General features: G+C 68.0%; 17 protein-coding genes and 2 pseudogenes. 4 read left to right on the top strand and 15 right to left on the bottom strand.

Translation table 11 applies throughout. The features are described from left to right. Window positions 1-9 precede the first annotated feature (9 nt). The 9 genes from iolD to ACWBNA_RS38230 form a co-directional block, all read right to left on the bottom strand. Window positions 10-1,893 carry a 3D-(3,5/4)-trihydroxycyclohexane-1,2-dione acylhydrolase (decyclizing) gene (iolD, locus tag ACWBNA_RS38190; protein ID WP_482709134.1) on the bottom strand — a complete coding sequence of 628 codons (1,884 nt, stop codon included), beginning with the start codon at window positions 1,891-1,893 and terminating at the stop codon, window positions 10-12. After that, window positions 1,893-2,801, bottom strand: coding sequence for a 5-deoxy-glucuronate isomerase (iolB, locus tag ACWBNA_RS38195; protein WP_482709135.1), 909 nt, complete (start codon window positions 2,799-2,801; stop codon window positions 1,893-1,895). Before iolB ends, iolD begins: the two co-directional genes overlap by 1 nt. Continuing rightward, the gene (locus tag ACWBNA_RS38200; protein ID WP_482709136.1) at window positions 2,798-3,670 is read right to left on the bottom strand and encodes a Cgl0159 family (beta/alpha)8-fold protein; all 873 of its coding nucleotides are present in this window, start codon (window positions 3,668-3,670) and stop codon (window positions 2,798-2,800) included. Before ACWBNA_RS38200 ends, iolB begins: the two co-directional genes overlap by 4 nt. Before the next feature lie 4 nt (window positions 3,671-3,674). Then, complete coding sequence (gene iolC, locus ACWBNA_RS38205) at window positions 3,675-4,652, bottom strand: 5-dehydro-2-deoxygluconokinase (protein WP_482709137.1); 978 nt, start codon at window positions 4,650-4,652, stop codon at window positions 3,675-3,677. 116 nt (window positions 4,653-4,768) lie between these two features. Next, the gene (locus ACWBNA_RS38210) at window positions 4,769-5,680 is read right to left on the bottom strand and encodes an ATP-binding cassette domain-containing protein (protein ID WP_482709138.1); all 912 of its coding nucleotides are present in this window, start codon (window positions 5,678-5,680) and stop codon (window positions 4,769-4,771) included. Between the two features lie 5 nt (window positions 5,681-5,685). Then, entirely contained in the window at window positions 5,686-6,756 is a 1,071-nt protein-coding gene (locus ACWBNA_RS38215) for an ABC transporter permease (protein WP_482709172.1), read from the bottom strand. Window positions 6,757-6,761: 5 nt separating this feature from the next. Next, window positions 6,762-7,766, bottom strand: a complete 1,005-nt coding sequence (locus ACWBNA_RS38220) for a substrate-binding domain-containing protein (RefSeq protein WP_482709139.1) — start codon at window positions 7,764-7,766, stop codon at window positions 6,762-6,764. 688 nt (window positions 7,767-8,454) lie between these two features. Further along, the gene (locus tag ACWBNA_RS38225) at window positions 8,455-8,694 is read right to left on the bottom strand and encodes a 2-dehydropantoate 2-reductase N-terminal domain-containing protein (RefSeq protein WP_482709140.1); all 240 of its coding nucleotides are present in this window, start codon (window positions 8,692-8,694) and stop codon (window positions 8,455-8,457) included. Between the two features lie 24 nt (window positions 8,695-8,718). Beyond that, entirely contained in the window at window positions 8,719-9,285 is a 567-nt protein-coding gene (locus ACWBNA_RS38230) for a zinc-binding dehydrogenase (RefSeq protein ID WP_482709141.1), read from the bottom strand. Window positions 9,286-9,362: 77 nt separating this feature from the next. Here ACWBNA_RS38230 and ACWBNA_RS38235 point away from each other — a divergent pair, with 77 nt between their 5' ends. After that, complete coding sequence (locus tag ACWBNA_RS38235) at window positions 9,363-9,674, top strand: hypothetical protein (RefSeq protein ID WP_482709142.1); 312 nt, start codon at window positions 9,363-9,365, stop codon at window positions 9,672-9,674. 29 nt (window positions 9,675-9,703) lie between these two features. Here ACWBNA_RS38235 and ACWBNA_RS38240 read toward each other — a convergent pair whose 3' ends face one another. The 3 genes and pseudogenes from ACWBNA_RS38240 to ACWBNA_RS38250 form a co-directional block, all read right to left on the bottom strand. After that, entirely contained in the window at window positions 9,704-10,432 is a 729-nt protein-coding gene (locus tag ACWBNA_RS38240; protein ID WP_482709143.1) for a helicase associated domain-containing protein, read from the bottom strand. A 25-nt stretch (window positions 10,433-10,457) separates the two neighbouring features. Further along, window positions 10,458-10,913 (bottom strand): annotated as a pseudogene (locus ACWBNA_RS38245) (TniB family NTP-binding protein); the annotation flags it as partial. 696 nt (window positions 10,914-11,609) lie between these two features. Next, a complete protein-coding gene (locus ACWBNA_RS38250) occupies window positions 11,610-12,449 on the bottom strand; it encodes an alpha/beta fold hydrolase (protein ID WP_482709144.1) in 840 nt (279 codons plus the stop codon). A 68-nt stretch (window positions 12,450-12,517) separates the two neighbouring features. Here ACWBNA_RS38250 and ACWBNA_RS38255 point away from each other — a divergent pair, with 68 nt between their 5' ends. After that, window positions 12,518-13,189 carry a TetR/AcrR family transcriptional regulator gene (locus ACWBNA_RS38255; RefSeq protein ID WP_482709145.1) on the top strand — a complete coding sequence of 224 codons (672 nt, stop codon included), beginning with the start codon at window positions 12,518-12,520 and terminating at the stop codon, window positions 13,187-13,189. Window positions 13,190-13,273: 84 nt separating this feature from the next. On the opposite strand, the pseudogene ACWBNA_RS38260 reads toward ACWBNA_RS38255, so the two are convergent. After that, window positions 13,274-13,602 (bottom strand): annotated as a pseudogene (locus ACWBNA_RS38260) (helix-turn-helix domain-containing protein); the annotation flags it as partial. 11 nt (window positions 13,603-13,613) lie between these two features. Here ACWBNA_RS38260 and ACWBNA_RS38265 point away from each other — a divergent pair. Next, on the top strand, window positions 13,614-13,778 hold the full coding sequence (locus ACWBNA_RS38265) for a hypothetical protein (RefSeq protein ID WP_482709176.1): 165 nt from the start codon (window positions 13,614-13,616) through the stop codon (window positions 13,776-13,778). A 215-nt stretch (window positions 13,779-13,993) separates the two neighbouring features. On the opposite strand, the gene ACWBNA_RS38270 is transcribed toward ACWBNA_RS38265, so the two are convergent. After that, window positions 13,994-14,581: a TetR/AcrR family transcriptional regulator gene (locus tag ACWBNA_RS38270; protein WP_482709146.1), complete on the bottom strand. Its 588-nt coding sequence runs from the start codon at window positions 14,579-14,581 to the stop codon at window positions 13,994-13,996. A gap of 166 nt (window positions 14,582-14,747) precedes the next feature. On the opposite strand from ACWBNA_RS38270, the gene ACWBNA_RS38275 reads away from it, so the two are divergent. After that, a complete protein-coding gene (locus tag ACWBNA_RS38275) occupies window positions 14,748-15,461 on the top strand; it encodes an SDR family oxidoreductase (protein ID WP_482709147.1) in 714 nt (237 codons plus the stop codon). Window positions 15,462-15,712: 251 nt separating this feature from the next. Here the strand turns inward: ACWBNA_RS38275 and ACWBNA_RS38280 are convergent, their stop codons facing one another. After that, window positions 15,713-16,546, bottom strand: coding sequence for an enoyl-CoA hydratase/isomerase family protein (locus ACWBNA_RS38280; protein ID WP_482709148.1), 834 nt, complete (start codon window positions 16,544-16,546; stop codon window positions 15,713-15,715). Between the last annotated feature and the right edge of the window lie 8 nt (window positions 16,547-16,554).

The following is a 16,554-nucleotide window of genomic DNA, read 5'->3' on the forward strand; positions in this document are numbered from 1 at the left end:
GTACGGGAGTTACAGGTAGTGCCGCTGGGCGCGCTTGTTCGCGGAGTACGTCTCGTGTGCGGTGCGGGTGCTCTCCAGGGCGGAGACTTCGCTGACCGGGACGTCCCACCAGCCGTGGCCGGGCGGGTTGGGGCCGTAGAGATCGGTCTCGACGTGCACGACGGTGGTGCGGGTGGCGGCCTTGGCCTTCTCCATCGCCGCCCGGAACTCCTCCACCGACGTGGCGTGCAGGACGTCCGCGCCGAGGGAGGAGGCGTTGGCGGCGAGGTCGACCGGGAGGACGTCGCCGTCGAGGAGGCCCGAATCGCCTTCGCGGAAGCGGTACTTGGTGCCGAAGCGCTGGCTGCCGAGTGACTCCGACAGCGAACCGATCGACGCGAAGCCGTGGTTCTGGACAAGCACGATGATGACCTTCAGTCCCTCGGAGACCATGGTGACGATCTCCTGGGCCATCATCAGATACGAGCCGTCGCCGACCAGCACGACGACCTCGCGGGTCGGGTCGGCCATCTTGGCACCGGCACCGGCGGCGACCTCATATCCCATGCAGGAATAGGCGTATTCGACGTGGTAAGCCTTCGGGTCTCTGGCGCGCCACAGCTGCTGCAGGTCGCCGGGCATGGAGCCGGCCGCGTTGATGACCACGTCACGGTCGCCGAGGACCTCGTTCAGGGCGCCGAGGATCTGCGTCTGGGCGGGCAGATCACCGGTGTTCCGCTCGGGAGCAAAGCACTCGTCCTCGATCTGCCGCGTCCGGGCGATCAGCTGGCGGATGTGACGGCGGTAGGTCTCCTCGACCTCCCAGCCGTCCAGCGCTCCGGCGAGGGCCTGGATGCCGAGCCGGGCGTCGGCGACCAACGGCTCCGCCGAGTGTTTGACGGCGTCCAGGCGGGCCACGTTGAGGTTGACGAAGGTGACGTCCGGATTGCCGAAGACGGTGTGGCTGGCGGTGGTGAAGTCGGAGTAGCGGGTGCCGATGCCGAGCACCACGTCTGCCTCGCGGGCGAGTTCGTTGGCGGCATACGAGCCGGTGGAGCCGATGCCGCCGGCGGCGTAGGGGTGGTCCCAGGGGACGGCGCCCTTGCCGGCGTGGGTGTCGGCGACCGGGATCCCGGTGGCTTCGGCGAACGCGCGCAGCACGGTCTCGGCGCCGGAGTACACGGCCCCGCCGCCCGCCACGATCAGCGGCTTGCGGGCATTGCGCAGCAGACGGGCGGCCCGCTCGACGGCGGCCGCCTCCGGCACCGGGCGGCCCACGTGCCACACCCGCCGCCGGAAGAACGACACCGGCCAGTCGTACGCCTCGGCCTGCACGTCCTGCGGCAACGCGAGGGTGACGGCACCTGTCTCGACCGGGTCGGTCAGCACCCGCATGGCCGCAAGGGCGGCCGGGATGAGCTGCTCGGGCCGCGAGATACGGTCGAAGTACTTGGATACGGCGCGGAAGGCGTCGTTGACGGTGACGTCCCCGCCGCGGGTGTCCTCCAGCTGTTGCAGCACCGGGTCGGCGGCGCGGGTGGCGAACATGTCAGAGGGCAGCAGCAGGACCGGCAGCCGGTTCGTGGTGGCCAGCGCCGCGCCGGTGATCATGTTGGTGGAGCCGGGGCCGGTGGAGGCGGTGCAGGCGAAGGTGGCCAGCCGGTCGCGCATCTTGGCGTAGGCCACTGAGGCGTGGACCATGCCCTGCTCGTTGCGGGCGAGGTAGTAGGGCAGGTCGGCCTCGCCGGTCGTGGCCGCTTGCAGCAGCGCCTGGCCGATGCCGGCCACGTTGCCGTGCCCGAAGATGCCCCACACCCCGGGGATGAGGCGCTGCTCCTGGCCGTCGCGCTCGCTGTACTGGTTCGCCAGGAAACGCACCAAGGCCTGAGCGGTGGTCAGTCTGATCGTGTTCATCAGTGGTTCTCCTCGGCCGCGAACGGCAGCCGGTCATCGATGTCCTGGGCGTCCCAGGTCGAACGCATCCAGCCATGGGCGGGGTCGTCGCAGATCAGCCAGGCACGGTCTGGGCCGGGGCCGGCCATGACGTTGAGGTGGTACAGGTCGTAGCCGGGCGCGGCGATGGACGGCCCGTGCCAGCCGTGCGGGATCAGCACCGTGTCCCCGGAACGCACCTTGGCCAGCACGTCGATCGGCCGCTCGGCGGTCCCGTGCACCTTCCCCCACGCTCGGCTTCGCTCGCGCGGGGGCACCCCCAGGTAGCCGAAGCCGTTCTCGCCGCCGGAGACCTCGGAGTAATAGATCTCCTCCAGCTCCGACTCCTGGCCGGGCCGGGCCTGATCGTGCTTGTGCGGCGGATACGACGACCAGTTGCCGCCGGGTGTGAGGACCTCGCAGACCAGCAGCTGCTCGGCCTCGAAGGTGCCCGGCAGGCAGTAGTTGTTCACCTGCCTTGAGCAGGCCCCGGCACCGCGCAGCTCCACGGGCACGTTCTCCTTGGACCCGTACCGGGCGGAGAGTGAGCTCCGCCCGGTACGGGCGCTGGGCAGTGCGAACCGGCCGCCGGCCGCACTGCTGATCAGGGCCTCCGACTCGCGGGGGAGGTAGGCGAAGTCGGTGACCGAGGCGAACACGCCTGTCCGACCGTTGAGTTCGAAGACGCTGCCGTCCGTGGTGACGGTGCAGGAGCCCGTCAGCGGCAGGACCAGGAACTCGGAGTCGCCGGTGGACACGGCGTGTGCCTCGCCCGGCGTGAGGGTCAGGATCCTCAGGCCGGAGTATCCCCAGCCCGCCGACTCCGGCGTGACCAGGAGGTCATAGGGGCCATCGGAAGAAGTCCCCGTCGGCAGGTGGTACTTACTCACAGCAGGCTCACCGCCTTGTCCACCGCACCGGCGACGTCACCGTTCGAGGGGTAGAGCAGAGACCGGCCCACGACGAGCCCCTGCGCGGTCGGCTGCTGCAACGCCTTGCCCCATGAGGCGAAGGCCGCGTCCGCGTCCTTGACCTCGCCGCCCAGCAGCAGCGCCGGGAGGGTGGAAGAGGACAGCACCCGTCCCATGTCCTCCACCACCGGAAGCTTGAGCCAGGTGTAGGCGGTACGCCGGCCGAGCCCCGAGGCGATGGTGACGGACTTGACGACGGCATCGGTGGACAGATCGTTGCGGATCTTCCCGTCCTGCCAGGCGGACAGGAACGGCTCGACCATCGCGATGAGCTGACGGTCATTCAGCTCATCGATCGCTCGGGCACTGTTCTCCAGGACGGCCGGTGTGGCGGGGTCGCCCAGCGCGATGCGGGTGAGCATCTTGCCGCCGTCGAAGCCCATCGCGGCGATCGTGGCGGCGTCGTAGCCGGTGAACCGGTCATCGATCTCGAACACCGACCCGGCCAGGCCCGCCCGGTTCATGGAGCCGAAGACGCTCTTACCGTCCAGCACGCCGAGCAGCAGCAGGTCCTCGAGGATGTCCGCGGTTCCCAGGACACCGGTCACGCCGGGCCGTTCCAGCGCGATGCACAGGCGCTCCAGCAGTTCGAACCGGTCCGCCATCGCATTCGGGTCCCCGCCGACGCCGTTGGCGCCGCGGGCAGGGTGGTCGGCGGCGATGATCATGGCCTTGCCGTGCTCGCCGAGCAGGGAGGGAGCCTTCACCCGGCGCGCAGCGGCGGCCGCGACGGCGCCGGGGTCGCCCACCCGGGCGTTCACGATCCGGCTCACATTCTCGGACAGCACGTCGTCACACCTCTTGCTGGGAGTCGTTGGTGGATGTTCCGGCCGCCTCGCCGAGCTTGGCGTCGACCTCGGCCTCGGTCGGCATCGCGTCGGAGCAGGAAAGTCGGCTCGCGACAATGGCGCCGGCGGCGTTGGCGAAGATCACGGTGCGGCGGGTGTCCCAGCCCGACAGCAGGCCGTGGCACAGCGCGCCGCCGAAGGCGTCTCCGGCGCCGAGCCCGTTGACGACCTCCACCGGAACCGGCGGGATCTCGGCGGTAGAACCGTCCCGGTCCATGGCCAGGACTCCCTTGGGGCCCTGCTTGACTATGGCCAGCTCCACTCCGGCGGCCAGTAGCGCCTTCGCCGCCGCATACGGCTCACGCTCGCCGGTGGCCACCTCGCACTCGTCAAGGTTGCCCACAGCAACCGTCGTGTGCCGCAGGGCCTCCGCGTAGAACCCACGCGCCTGGTTCGGGTCGGCCCAGAACATCGGCCGCCAGTCCAGGTCGAAGACCGTCGTCCCCGCCTTGGCCCGGTGAGCGAGGGCGGCCAGCGTGGCCGAGCGGCTCGGCTCCTCGCTGAGCCCGGTACCTGTCACCCAGAGGACCGCCGCGTCCCGTACTGCCCCCAGGTCCAGCTCGCCAGCGGTGATGTCCAGGTCGGGGGCCTTTGGGAGCCGGTAGAAGTACAGCGGGAAGTCATCCGGTGGGAAGATCTCGCAGAAGGTCACCGGCGTCGGTGCGATGTCCGACGTACCGACGAACCGGCTGTCGACGCCGTAGCTCTCCAGTGCCTGCCGGACGAAGTCCCCGAACGGGTCCCTGCCCGTCTTTGTGATCACAGCCGAGGAGTGCCCGTACCGGGTCGCGGCCACCGCCACATTGGTCGGGCTACCCCCGAGATACTTGCCGAACGAGGTGACCTCCGCCAGCCCCACGCCGGTCTGAAGTGGATAAACATCCACTCCCACGCGGCCAATGGTCAGCACTTCGAACGGCATGACACTGATTTCCCTTCGCTCCGGAGACTCCGGGGGTGGAGAGGTGGACTTGGCGTCTCAGTTGGTTGCGCCCGTCGGTGGCGGAGACGTGTGGGCGGGGCCGGCCGCCACGGTTATCAGGAGGCGGCTTCCTTGGTGACTGCTACGGGTGCGGTGAGGTCGGCCTCTTCGGGGAGTTCCTCGACGTCGAGGCCGCGGACCTGGGCCAACTCGTGCTTGAGTGCGGCGAGTTCGGTGCCGCCGGCCATGTGGTTGGTCAGCTCCTCGAGCGTGATCTGGCTGCGCTCGGCGGAGAGTTCCATGGTGCCCAGGCGCAGGACGCTGAAGTGGTCGCCGACCATGTAGGCGTGGTGCGGGTTGTGGGTGATGAAGATGACGCCCAGGCCGCGGTCGCGGGCGGCGGCGATGTACTTCAGCACGACGCCGGACTGCTTGACTCCGAGGGCGGCGGTGGGCTCGTCCAGGATCAGCACGCGGGCGCCGAAGTAGACGGCGCGGGCGATCGCCACGCACTGGCGCTGGCCGCCCGACAGGGTGCCGATGGGCTGCTCCAGGTTGTCCAGGATGATGCCCATGTTGCGCAGCTCTTCGTCCGCGGTCTTCTTCATCTGCTCGATGTCGAGACGGCGCAGGGGCCAGGGCCCCTTGGTCATCTCGGAGCCGAGGAAGAAGTTGCGCCACACCGGCATCAGCGGAACGGTCGCCAGGTCCTGGTAGACGGTGGCGATGCCCTTGTCGAGCGCGTCACGCGGGGTGGAGAAGCGCACCGGTTCGCCGTCGACGAGGAACTCGCCCTCGGTGTGCTGGTGCAGCCCCGAAATGATCTTGATGAGGGTGGACTTGCCGGCGCCGTTGTCGCCGAGCACGCAGGTGACCTGGCCGGGATGCACCGTCAGGCTCACGCCGTGCAGGGCACGGATGTTGCCGTATGCCTTGCCCGCGTTGCGCAGTTCGACGACCGGGGAGTCCTTCTCGGGGGCCCTGTCCGCGAGGACAGCGCCGTGGGTGCCGGTTTCGTTGGTTGTCATTCGGGTCACCTCCGGGTCGCTGTGCGCTGGACCCACAGATTGATCAGGACGGCGCCAAGGAGCATCACGCCGAGGAAGGCCTTGAACCAGTCGGGGTTCCAGCCGGCGTAGACGATGCCCTGCTGCACCATGCCGAACATGAACGCGCCGAAGACCGGGCCGATCGCCGAGCCGTAGCCGCCGGTCAGCAGACAGCCGCCGATCACCGCGCCGGAGATGTAGATCAGCTCGATGCCCACGCCCTCGCCGGACTGGACGGTGTTGAACGAGAACAGCTGGTGCATCCCGACGAACCAGGCACCGAAACCGACCAGCATGAACAGCGAGATCTTCGTGAAGGCGACCGGGACGCCGACCGCGCGGGCCGACTCCTTGTTGCCGCCGACCGCGAAGATCCAGTTGCCGTACCTGGTACGCAGCAGCACCCAGGTGGCGATCGCCGCGAACAGCAGCCACCAGAAGACCGTGATCTTCACCTGGACGCCGCCGATGTCGAAGGACGAGGCGAAGACCTTCCTGGCCTGGTCGAATCCGGCCATGTCGCTGATGTCGTCGGTGGCCACGTTGGTGGTCACCAGCTTGGTCACCGCGAGGTTGACCCCTTGCAGGATCAGAAAGCTGCCCAGGGTGACCAGGAAGCTCGGCAGTCCGGTCTTGACGACCATCCAGCCGTTGAAGAAGCCGATCGCCAGCGACACGATCAGGGCGGCGATGACGCCGACCCAGACGTTCATGCTCAGCTGGTAGGCGGTCATGCTCGCGGTCAGCGCCGAGGTGATCACCCCGACGCCGGCCGACAGGTCGAACTCGCCGCCGATCATCAGCAGTGCCACTGGGACGGTCACGATGCCCAGGGTTGAGGACTGGTAGAGGATGTTCGCCATCGAGCTGGCGTCGCGCACCGGCGGCGCCGCGATCAGGAAGAACACGTAGACGGCCACGGCACCGAGGAAGACGCCCACGTCGGGGCGGGCCAACAGCCTTACGATCATGGACCGTTCGGCGGTGCGCCCGTCGGTGTCCTTGGGGCCGGGGGCCGGCGGTGTGGTCACCGCCGGCTCGGCGTGCTGGGTCATGCTCGTCACCGGGTTCCCTTTGCGGCGAAGGCGGCGACCTTGTCGACGTTGGACTTGTCGACGAAGGCCGGGCCGGTCAGCACGGGCTGCTCACCGCCGCCGCTGTAGTTGCCGTTGTTCTTGTAGAGCCACAGCGCGTCGACGGCCAGGTAGCCCTGGAGGTAGGGCTGCTGGTCGACGGCGAACTGGATGGAGTTCTTCTGGATGGCCTTGATGAGCTCCTTGTTGAGGTCGAAGGTGGCGACCTTCGCCTTGCTGCCGGCGTCCGAGACCGACTGCGTGGCGGTCAGCGCGATCGGCGCGGCAAGCGTGACCACCTCGTCGATGGACTTGTCTGCCGAGAGCTTGGCGGTGATCGTCGACTTCACCGACGGCATGTCGGTTCCGTTGACGTAGAGGACGTCGGTCTTGCCGGAGAAGGTCTTCTTCACGCCGTCGCAGCGCTGGGTCAGGGCGACGTTGCCCTGTTCCTGGACGACGCAGACGGCGTGCTTGGCGCCGATGTCATTGAGCTTCTTGCCGAACGCCTCGCCCGCCACGGTCTCGTCCTGGCCGAAGTACTCCAGGAGGCCCAGACTCTTCCACTGGCTCAGGCCGGCGTTGAGGCCGGTCACGGGTATGCCGGCCTGCTCCGCCTTGGCCAGGACGGACTTCATGGCGTCCGGCTTGGCCAGCGTGACGGCAATGCCGTCGACCTTCTGGTCGATCGCGTTCTGCACCAGGTTGGCCTGGTTGCCCGCGTTGGGGTCGGCGGAGTAGACGAGCTTGATGTTGTCCTTGGCCGCGGCGGCCTCGGCGCCCTTGCGGACGGTGTCCCAGAAGGTGTCGCCGGGGGCCTGGTGGGTGACCAGCGCGACGGTCATGCGGGGCGTGGTGGCCTTGCCCGCCGACGCGCCGTTCGCGGTCTCCTCGGACTTCTTGCCCCCTGAGCTGCTGGAGCAGCCGGTGGCGAGAAGAGCACCGGTGAGAACGGTGGCGGCCAGTGCGGCGGCTCTGTGGTGTCTGTGCATGTCCCTTGCACCTCGCTGTGCTGATCAGGGTGGGAATGGGGTTCCGGCCTCGGGAGGCCCGCGCCCGGCCGAGTGGCGCGGGCGAGCGGTTGATGAGAACGCCGTGTGCGGCGGAAGGTGTCGTCTGCGGCAGCCAATGGGTGTGTGCGGCTCGGCAGCCTCTAGAACGTGCTACTAGTACGTTCTAGATGCCCGTACTATTGAATGCCCTGCTGGCGATGTCAAGAGGTTTGTCAGGACGTATCGACAACATGGACTGCCTGGCCGCCGACGTGATCTCGAGGATGTCGGGCGTTCGCTCCTCTTCTTGCCGCTCGATCCGGCGTCCGTAAAGGACCGCGCTGACGGACGAAGCATCCGTGGTGAACCTGATCAGCCATCTCATCGAGCGCAGAAGCTGTCCCCCACTCTGACCCGGGATGTCGTGGTCCAGCGGGAACACGGGTGCCGATGCCCAACGGGGTCGACCTGCCGGCCGATCTCTCGGCACCACGATGCCTCCGATGACAACGGTGGCGGAGCTTCCACAGACGGCGTCGCCAAGGTGGTTCAGCAGTGTGGTGCCCTCAACGGAGTACGAGGAGGCGCCGTCGAGGGTGACGATGCCCTACTCATAGGTCTGGTCGGCGACTTCCGAGACATCCGAAATCACCCGGTAGCCAGCGGAGTGATTCACGGTCGCGCCGTCCTAGGAGTAGAGCGTCTGGGGTCGCGACAGCTTCTCCACGCGTGCCGGCCGGACCAGGAACGTCACTTCGGCGCAGGCTAACTGCAGCTGGTATCCGGTTATGACGCCCATTGCTCCAGCTCCGACAAGCAGGACGTGGGGGACAGCGGAAAGCGACGCGTCGCAGGGCACAGGTGTTCCTCTTTGTGGGTGAGGGGAAGAAGCCCGGAGGCCAGCTCCGCGTGCGGCGCTGGCCTCCATGGCGGTTGGATTGACTTCAGAGGGTCATACGACGACGGTGCGGATCTGCTCACCCGCCTCCAACGCTCGAATGGCGTCGTTCACCTCGTGCAGTGGTACGCGGCGCGTGACCATCGACGCGAGATCGAGGCGCCCTGTCTCCGCCAACTCCAGCGGAATGTCCCGCCGGGCCTGCGTACCGCCGTAGAGGCTGCCGCACAGCCGTTTGTCGTCCGAGGCCAGGGAAAACGCGGGCATGGTGATCATTGCGTCGGCGGCCGGCATTCCGACGAGGGCGACCGTCCCGCCGCGGCGGGCGGTGTCCCACGCCTGGGTGATGGTCGTGGGGTTGCCCACCACTTCGAAGGTGTAGTCGGCGCCGCGTCCGCCGGTGAGACGCCGGACTTCGTCGACCAGGTCGGCGCTCGTGGGGTCGATCGTGTCCGTCGCGCCGGAACCGAGCGCGGCCGACCGCTTGTTCTCCAGGGGATCGACAGCGATGATCCGGGCGGCACCGGCGATCCGCGCGCCTTGGATCACCGCCTGACCGACACCGCCGGAGCCGATGACCACGACGCTCGAACACGGCTTCACCTGAGCCGTGTTGAACACCGCCCCCAGGCCGGTGGTGATGGCGCATAGAGAAGACCGCCGCTGTTGCTGAGGAGACCCTGGCCCACCAGCGAACGGTGGACGCTGCTCAGCGCGCGGCAGAGGAAGAGGCCAATCGGCCTCGTGTTGTGCTGGCCTTCGAGCATGCCAGCAAGGCGAAGTGGCAGTTGGTCAACTACGGAACGGCGATCGCGACCAACGTGCGGATCACGGAAGCGGTTGCCGCCATGCACGGGGCTTGGCCCGAGAACCTGACGCTGGCCCCGGGCGAGGTGCACGACTTCCTGATGGCGGGGTCGATGGAGGCGCGGATTCCCTCCCTGATCCGTGTTGTATGGGACGGGCAAGAAGAGCCGGTGCCTCTTCGTGTGCCGCCGCGTATCGGCTGACGATGGAACGCGCGCCGTCTCTCCGGACGTTACGTCCAGCGCATGCCGATGGCGGACAGTTGCTCGCGCCGGTCCTCCGAGAGCGTCGCCGCGCGCGAGCGCTGGTTACTGACCCATGCACCCAGACGAAAGGGCAGTGCCGCTCCCTTGTCTGAGAGCACGCTCTCCACGTGCTTGCGAGGGACGTTCAGATGGCCCTCGCGTTCGTAGAACTGGCGGGCTGCTGCCAGGTTCATGGCCCATTTGTCGGCCTGGCTGGTCCGTGGTTTGGGTTTCTCGTCGTCGGTGGCGGGTTGGATGCCGAGGATGTGCCCCCACATCCATTGCTGCACGGTGCTCAGCTTGTCGAAGCCGAGCCGCTGCGCCTTGACCCGTCGTCCGAGGTCTTCGCCTTGCCGTACGAGCTCACCCGGCTCCATCGGCACCGTCCCGCCGGCTTCTGGGTGCAGCCGGGTGAGGTGGAAAGCCCGCTGCCATTCCACGGGCCAGGTGGGGCACCAGGACGGGTCGATGTCCTCGAGCTGTTCGCGCCGGTCCTGCGACAGGCCGCCGGCGGCCGACTGGGCCGGCAGGCCCTGGGCACGTCGCTGTGACGGAGCAGTGATCTTCAGGGGGTTGGGTTGATCTGTTCTGGTGTCCTGTTTTTTGGTTGGGAGTTGGATTTGGGGGAGCGGTCGGGTCCGGGGGTGCTTGGCGCGGCCTGCTGACGTGTTCGGTTTGGTTGTTCGGGTGGTTGGCTTGCGGTCCTGCAGTTGCATGGGAATGATCTTTGTTTTCCTGCGGGTGTAGTGATGCGTCCACGATCTGTGCCCGGGACATGCCGGCGGCGACGGGGGTGCCGAGGTAGCAGGCGAACTCGGCGACCAGGGTCTTCGCGCTGGCGGCAGGCGGGACCAGGACGTTGGCGACCGGTACTTGCCCGGCTACCGCTGTAGCGCCGTGGCGGCGGGTGTGGGCGAGGTGGCAGGCACGCCCGGCCTGGAGCAGTGCGGTGGTCTTCCCGGCACCGGCGGGGCCGGTGACGATCAAGGACGGCCGTGCGGTAATCGTCTGGTGGTGGCCGAGAATCATCAGGGTGCGCACGTTCTCGGCCAGGGCGTCGATGGCCGGGGTGCGCACGGTGACGAACCGCGAGTGGTAGGCCAGGCGTTCCTCGAGGCTGCGTGGCGGTGCCCCGCGCGAGGGAGGAACTGCCACGGGCGTGGCGGTGAAGGCTTGGAAACCGTCCCAGGTGGTCACCGACTGCTGCCGCGCCCCAGGGGCATCGCCGCCGGTGCTTGCCGCGGCAGCGGGAGGCCGGTTGGCCGCTGACGGGGAACTGCTGGCCGGTGCATCGCTCGTGCTGGGTGGGGTGTTCACCATTGTTCGGCCTCCGCTTCGGCGTCCCACAGCCCATATCCGCCTGCCTCGGCCGGCAGCACGCCCGTGCCCCCGGCTCATCAGTGCCCGACTCGGCGGCCGGATCGGTGCCGATGAGGTCGTCCAAGCTCTCGCTCCAGTCCGGGGCTGGTGCGGTCTCTGCATCGGGTGAGCGCCGCTGGCCTGGCAGGTCAGGCAGGTGTGTTGCCGTGCTGCCGGCGCGGGGGGCTTTGCGGCGGCGGGTGTTGTGTTCTGTCCCAGCGGGGGAGCGGGTGCGGCGCAGGAGCTGGTCGAGGGCATCGGCGAGGTCGGCTTCGTGCTGGTCACGCAGGATGCGCCTACCTCAGCCAGCCGCTCCGGCAGGCCGGGGTCCGGTCTGCCGGATTCTCGCGCAGCTGGTCAAGCCGGCGAAATCGGCGGCGATTTGTTGGCCGGACTGTCTTCCGCTTCGACCACGGGGGCGCAGAGGACTCCGTGGCCTGGGAAGGTGTGCGTGTCGCGTTCCGGGGATCCGGTGAGCCTGCGGCCCGTCATCACGGACCAGGCGTCAACGACTGCACCGAAGCCCCGCGGGTGTTACTCGTCGAGGAACTGAATGGCGTGCTTCAGGAATCGCTCGGGATACTGGAACTGCGCTCCATGCCCGGCATCGGGGTAGATCAGCAGTTGCGCGTTGGGGATGTTCTGGGCGAGGTGCCAGGAGTTGATCGAGGCGATCATCACGTCGTTCTCGCCGTTGAGGACCAGCGTCGGCTGGGTGATCGCGTTCAGGTGGGCGTAGGGGTTCTCGCCCGGCAGCGGTTCCCCGTAGGCCATAGTCGCTTCGAACTGCGCCTGTGCGACCGCGGGCGAGCTCGGCGGGTCCTGGTCTGCCCGCTGGTGACGTCGCTCCCAGAAGGCCTTGCCCGCTTGCTTCGCGGCTTCCGAGCGGCCGAAGAACAGGAAGAGGAAGTCCTCCAGGGTGGGGACCGGGTTCAGGGCGTACTGAGGCACCTGGGGGTCACTTGTCGGGTCCCCGCCGCGGAGGCCAGTGCCGAGCAGGAGGAGCTTGCGTACCAGCTGGGGGTGGCGCAGCGTGACCTCCTGCACCTGGTAACCGCCGAGCGAGAAGCCGAGCAGGTCGACCTGCTCCAGCCCCAGTGCCCGGATGACCGCGGCGATGTCGTCGGCCATGTCCTCTATGCGGTTGCGCGGCGTGCCCGATGACGAGGCGATGCCGCGGCCGTTGAACAGGATGACCTCACGGCCTTCGGCCAGGCCGTCGGTGAGCAGCGGGTCCCAGTTGTCCATTCCCCCGCGGAAGTGCTGGACCAGGAAGATCGGGACTCCGGAGGGCTTGCCCCAGCGGCGGTAGGCGAATCGGTCGCCGTCGACCTCGATGTACTGAGTCGGTGCGGTCACATGTGTGTCACTCATGGCCTGGGCCTTTCTGGAGGGGGTGAGCAATACGATGACGATCGTCATCTAAAAAGTCAAGCTCTTTGATGTCGATCGACATCTATGTATCCTGGACCGTCGAGCGTCGACCGAGGAAGGGACGGCTGGACATGCGGGTCACCAAGGCACAGGCAGAGCAGAACCGTGCCCACATCGTCGCGACAGCCTCCAGGCTGTTCCGTGAGCGTGGCTATGACGGTGTCGGCGTGGCAGAACTGATGGCAGCCGCCGGGTTCACCCATGGCGGGTTCTACAAGCACTTCCGCTCCAAGGCCGACCTGATGGCCGAGGCGGCCGCGAGCGGGCTCTCGCAGACCGTGGCACGGACAGAAGGTCTGGACCCCGCCGAGTTCGTCGAGCGCTACGTCTCGCGGGAGCATCGCGACGGGCGCGGCGACGGCTGCACCATCGCGGCCCTCGGCGGCGACGCCGCACGCCAGCCGGCGGACATCAAAACAGAGTTCGCAGCCGGGATCGAGAACCTGCTGACGGCCCTTCAGTCCCAAAGCGATACGCCGGGGGATGCGGACCAGCGCGCGGCCCGCACGATGGCGATCGACATGCTCGCCCATTCGGTCGGCGCGATCATGTTGTCGCGGGCATGCCCGGACGGTTCTCCGCTGGCGGACGAAATCCTCGATGTCTGCCGCAAGGAAATTCTCGCGTCACTGGCACACGACACCAGCGACCAGCCGGCGGCACGGAGCCAAGAAGCCTGACCGCAGCCGACCGACGCAAGCCCAGCTCAGTACCATGAGCAACACGAGGCCGGCTCCCAGTCGCCTCAGTACGAACACCGGCGGGACCACCCCGCCGCCCTTTCGGGCGATCTTCTTCAACGCGCGGTCCAGGCGCGGGGCGCGGGCGGCCAGCAGGCCCACGACCTCGCGCACCCACCGGCTCACGGTGGTGCGGTGCACCCCGTTCCCGCCGGCCAGATCACCGGGCCGCTGGTCACAGCGCAGCACCGCCAGCGCGATGCCGGCGATCTTCCCGGCGGGCAGCGCCCGCCACCGCGAGGCGATCTTCTTCAGCGGCCCCGTATCAGGCCGGCGAGATAGTTCAAGGTCGCGCTCGACAGCGGCAGGCGGGCGGTGCAGACAAGGCCGTCAGGGCCCTCGGTGAGACCGATTCGCCGCGTGCATGTCCACCGACGCCGACGACGGCCTTCCCGTGGTGGCCACCCTGGTCGGCGCGATCCTGCTCGCCCGCGCCACGGCGGGTACAGAACTGCCGGAGAAGATCTTGGAATCGACCAACAAAGCCCTGCCCGCACCACACGGGCCTCGCCCCGGAATCCTGGGGTAAGGGGCTGTACGACGGGACTCGACGCCACGTAGGTGGGCAATCTCCGGAATCCCAGCAGCACGCGGTGGCGGTAGCCCTCCGGCCGGCCGCCCCACCCGTCCAGTCATGCCGGTATGGGCAGCAACGGCCGGATAACCTGCCATTTGGGGATGCGGGCCATGCCGCAGCCGAGGACTACCCGGATGGTCGCCCGGGCCTGAGGCTGGGGCCGCGCTTCAGCGAGGCAGCAGGAGGTCGACCTGCCTGCGGATGTCCTGCACGATCTCCTCGACGCTCAAGGCGATGTTCACGCTCGCCGCCATGCTGAGGAACATCACGGCGGACACGATGTGTGCCAGCGTCGCGGCGTCGCCCTCTGCGACCCGTTCGTCTCGGCGCAGCACGGCGGCGACGGCCTCCTCGGTCTGCGCGACGATGGCCAGTGCCGCGCTGTGCCGGGGCTCCTCGGGGTCGCCGAAGACCATCTCTCGCAGGTAGGTGCGTCCGTTGTCGATCTGGATGCGGTTGCACTCGACGATCGGCCGGACGATCGCCATCACCGCGTCCAGCACGCCCGGGACGGTCTCGGCGTCCGCCCGGCCCTGCTCAAGTGCTTCGGCGTACTTGGCGTTCTGCACGAGCAGGAGGAGTTCGCCCTTGGTCTTGGCATAAAGGAACAAGGTCCCGGTGCCGATGTCGGCCTTGTCCGCGATCTGCTGGGTCGTGACCTCATCGACGCCGTGCTCGGCGAACAGCTCACTGGCGGCAGCGACAATGCGGTCGAGTTTCTCCTGCTTTTTCCGCTCGCGCCGTCCGACAGGCATGACGGTGTCCTCCAGGTAGATTCTGACTGTAATCAGTTATGATTGTACTCAATACCGTGTGAGCTCGAATGTGGCTCCGCTCATTCTCCCATCGCGGGGCGAGGAGTCATCGCTCCATCCGTGCGCAGCCACGCACTTCACATCCCCTCGTAAAGAAGGAACACCAATGCCCTCTCTCGACGGATCTGTCGTCCTCGTCACCGGCGCCAATGGCGGTATCGGCACCCACTTCGTCCACGACGCCCTGGCACGCGGCGCCGCCAAGGTCTACGCCACCGCCCGTTCCCCCCGCGCCTGGGAGGATGAACGCATCGTTCCCCTGACCCTTGACGTCACCGACCGCGCGTCGATCGACGCGGCCGTCGCCGACGCGGCGGACGTCACCGTGCTCGTCAACAACGCCGGCGCCATCCCGCCGAGCGCGAGCCTGCTGGACGTCACCGAGGCGGACATCCGGGCGAACATGGAGACGAACTTCTTCGGGCCGGTCTTCCTCGCCCGCGCCTTCGCACCGGTCCTCGCCGCCAAGAAGGGGTCAATCCTCATCGACGTGCACTCCGTTGCCAGCTGGTATGCCTTCGGCGGCGCCTACAGCGCGTCCAAGGCCGCACTGTGGTCGGCCACCAACTCGCTGCGCATCGAGTTCGCACCCATGGGCGTCCACGTGACGGGTGTGCACATGGGCTACGTCGACACCGGCATGGCCGCGCACGCTGACGGACCCAAGATGCTGCCGACGCAGCTGGTGAAGGCGGTCTACGATGCCGTCGAGGCCGGAGAATACGAGGTCCTGGCCGACGAGTTGACCAAGGGGGTCAAGGCGGCTCTGAGCGGCCCGGTCGAGGCGCTTTACCTGGACCTGCACAGCACGGACGCCTGAGCTTGTTCTTCGGTCCCGACGTGATCTCTTCACGTCGGGACCCGTGATCCATGGCGTTCGGACAGTTGGCCGGCCGGTGTCGAGAAGGGCTGCACCGTCGCGGCCGTCGAGCGGTGGATGACATCGGCGGTCGATCCGGCAGCAGCCCGATCCGACCACGGTGCCGAAGACGTCGGAAATCAGGTGGGCCCCGCGGCAAAAAGAGGACGGACGCGGCATCGGCTGCGTCCGTGCTCGTTTTCTGATGGGTGTCAGCGTTGCTGGTTGGCGATGCCGATGTAGTGCCCGAGACGGTACTCGAAGTCGATGCCGGCCTGTTCGACGACGGCCTGCGTGCCTGCGGCCCGGGTGAGGAACCCAGGGAGGGTGAGGGAGTGGGTGAACTCGCCGTACGCGGCGACCAGGTCCGCGTCCGGGGGCAGGGATGCCCGGTTGATCTGGGCTTTGGCCGAGGCGAGTGAGGTGCGGTCGAAGGAGGCGAGCCGGGCGGCGACGGTGCCGACGAAGGCGTCGAGTTCACTGTCGGGGAGGGCGCGGGTGACCCAGCCCCAACGCTCGGCGGTGTCGGCGTCGTAGTCGTCGCTGGTGAGGATGGCTTCCAGGGCACGGTCGCGTCCGATGGCCCGGGGCAGGCGTTCGCTGCCGCCACCGCCGGGCAGCAGTCCGCTGCCGACCTCGGGCTGTCCGAAGATCGCTTTCTCCCGGCTGGCGTAGCGCAGGTCGAGGGCGAGGGCGAGCTCGTTCCCGCCGCCGCGGGTGCGTCCACGGATGGCCGCGATGGTGATGTAGGGCGCTCTGGAGAGTTCCAGGACCAGATTCGTCCATGCCGGCACCGCGTCCGGGTCTTCGGGGGCGGGGAAGTCGGCGGCGGCGGCCAGGTCGAAGTGGTTGTAGAAGAAGTCGGGGGTGGCGCTGTCGAACAGCACGACCTGGATGTCCGGGTCGGTGGCCAGTTCGGTGACGATCTCGATGAGGCGCAGGACTGTCTCGCCGGTGATGAGGTTGACGGGCGGGTTGGCGAAGGTGATCTTCGCGATCTGCGGTGAGGTGCGCTCGTACTGGATGGTGCTCTGCTGCTCGCTCATGGCTGGCT

Source organism: Streptomyces sp. Q2 (assembly GCF_056820935.1).

Coding starts and splice junctions, on each gene's coding strand:
- ACWBNA_RS38265 (WP_482709176.1), top strand. CDS start 13,614: ATGTCCACCGACGCCGACGACGGCCTTCCCGTGGTGGCCACCCTGGTC.
- ACWBNA_RS38240 (WP_482709143.1), bottom strand. CDS start 10,432: ATGCAACTGCAGGACCGCAAGCCAACCACCCGAACAACCAAACCGAAC.
- ACWBNA_RS38255 (WP_482709145.1), top strand. CDS start 12,518: ATGTCGATCGACATCTATGTATCCTGGACCGTCGAGCGTCGACCGAGG.
- ACWBNA_RS38220 (WP_482709139.1), bottom strand. CDS start 7,766: ATGCACAGACACCACAGAGCCGCCGCACTGGCCGCCACCGTTCTCACC.
- ACWBNA_RS38270 (WP_482709146.1), bottom strand. CDS start 14,581: ATGCCTGTCGGACGGCGCGAGCGGAAAAAGCAGGAGAAACTCGACCGC.
- ACWBNA_RS38275 (WP_482709147.1), top strand. CDS start 14,748: ATGCCCTCTCTCGACGGATCTGTCGTCCTCGTCACCGGCGCCAATGGC.
- ACWBNA_RS38280 (WP_482709148.1), bottom strand. CDS start 16,546: ATGAGCGAGCAGCAGAGCACCATCCAGTACGAGCGCACCTCACCGCAG.
- ACWBNA_RS38210 (WP_482709138.1), bottom strand. CDS start 5,680: ATGACAACCAACGAAACCGGCACCCACGGCGCTGTCCTCGCGGACAGG.
- iolC (WP_482709137.1), bottom strand. CDS start 4,652: ATGCCGTTCGAAGTGCTGACCATTGGCCGCGTGGGAGTGGATGTTTAT.
- iolD (WP_482709134.1), bottom strand. CDS start 1,893: ATGAACACGATCAGACTGACCACCGCTCAGGCCTTGGTGCGTTTCCTG.
- ACWBNA_RS38215 (WP_482709172.1), bottom strand. CDS start 6,756: ATGACCCAGCACGCCGAGCCGGCGGTGACCACACCGCCGGCCCCCGGC.
- ACWBNA_RS38250 (WP_482709144.1), bottom strand. CDS start 12,449: ATGAGTGACACACATGTGACCGCACCGACTCAGTACATCGAGGTCGAC.
- ACWBNA_RS38225 (WP_482709140.1), bottom strand. CDS start 8,694: ATGGAGGCCAGCGCCGCACGCGGAGCTGGCCTCCGGGCTTCTTCCCCT.